This is a genomic window from Bifidobacterium simiiventris (assembly GCF_019331715.1).
GTDB lineage: Bacteria > Actinomycetota > Actinomycetes > Actinomycetales > Bifidobacteriaceae > Bifidobacterium > Bifidobacterium simiiventris.
The window spans coordinates 1-1330 of the sequence record NZ_JAHBBG010000032.1 but is presented as its reverse complement, the minus strand read 5'-3'; the positions used below and the strand labels follow the sequence as shown (position 1 = coordinate 1330).

Here is a 1330-nt window from a genome sequence, read left to right as displayed (position 1 = left end):
GGCTATTCGCTGTTTGTGGTGGGTGGTTTGGGTGTGAGGTGATGCCGGTCGGGTAGGTTGGAGGCATGGATACCTCTTGTCTGTTCACCGCCGCGTTGCAGCTTCAGTCTCCTTGGAAAGTGGAGTCCGTGGACTTCAGGGACGCGGGCGACGGCCGTCAGGAGCTGCATATCCTGATCGGCTTCGAGCCCGGCGCGCGCTTCCGTTGCCCCGAGACGGGCTGCGGAGAGACCGCCTGCCCGGTGCATGACACGAGGGAACGCGTGTGGCGGCACCTGAACTTCTTCCAGTACAAGGCGTTCATCCACGCCGCCATGCCCCGCGTCGCCTGTCCCGCGCACGGCGTGAGAACGGTTCGCGCCCCGTGGGCCAGGCCCGGCAGCGGGTTCACGCTCCTGTTCGAGGCGTGGGCCGTGGAGATGGCCCGCCACCTGCCCGTCAGCACGCTCGCCGAACAGGTCGACGAGACCGACACCCGCCTGTGGCGGTTCATCGCCCACTACGTCGACGAGGCGAGGAAGCTGGAGGACTACACGGGAGTGGAGGCCGTCGGCATCGACGAGACCAGCCGCAAAGGCCACAATTACATCACGGTCGTCGCCGATCTCGTGGAGCATGACGTGATCAACGTGACGCCCGGCAAGGACTCGACCACCGTCAAACGGTTCGTCGGCGATTTCATGGACCACAACGGGGTGCCCGAATACGTGCGCCTGGTCACCTGCGACATGAGCCTGGGCTTCCGGAAGGGCATCCGCGAGCATCTTCCCAACGCGCGGCGGATCATCGACAAGTTCCACGTGATCAAGCACGCCAACGAGGCCGTCGACAAGGTCAGGAAGACGGAGGGCCGCTCCAACCCGCTGCTCAGACGGACGAAGTACCTGTGGCTGCGCAACGAGGAGAGCCTGACCGAGCTGCAGGCGGAAACGAAGCGGAGCCTGACCAGGCAACGGTTGAAGACCGGCCGCGCCTGCCGGATGCGCGAGGTCCTGCAGGACATCTACGCGGACAGCTCCACTCCGTCCGAGGCATGGGTGCGCCTGCACCGCCTGTGCTCGTGGATGATGCACTCGAGGCTCGAGCCCATGAAGGAACTCGCCCGCATGATCCGGCGCCACTTCGCCGAGATCATCGCCTACTTCGAGCACCCGTACACCAACGCCGTGCTCGAGGGCGTCAACAGCGTCATCCAGAACGTCAAACGACGGGCGAGGGGCTTCCGCAACATGGACTACTTCGCCACCATGATCTACCTGACCTGCGGCAAACTCGACCTCAAAGCCGTCACCACCACCTGACCATCACCCACCACAAACAGCGAATAGCC

General features: G+C 64.4%; 1 protein-coding gene. It reads left to right on the top strand.

What is annotated here, in order from left to right:
• The first annotated feature begins 65 nt into the window (after positions 1-65).
• Entirely contained in the window at positions 66-1301 is a 1236-nt protein-coding gene (locus KIH76_RS11475; protein ID WP_219070785.1) for an ISL3 family transposase, read from the top strand.
• Positions 1302-1330 lie beyond the last annotated feature (29 nt).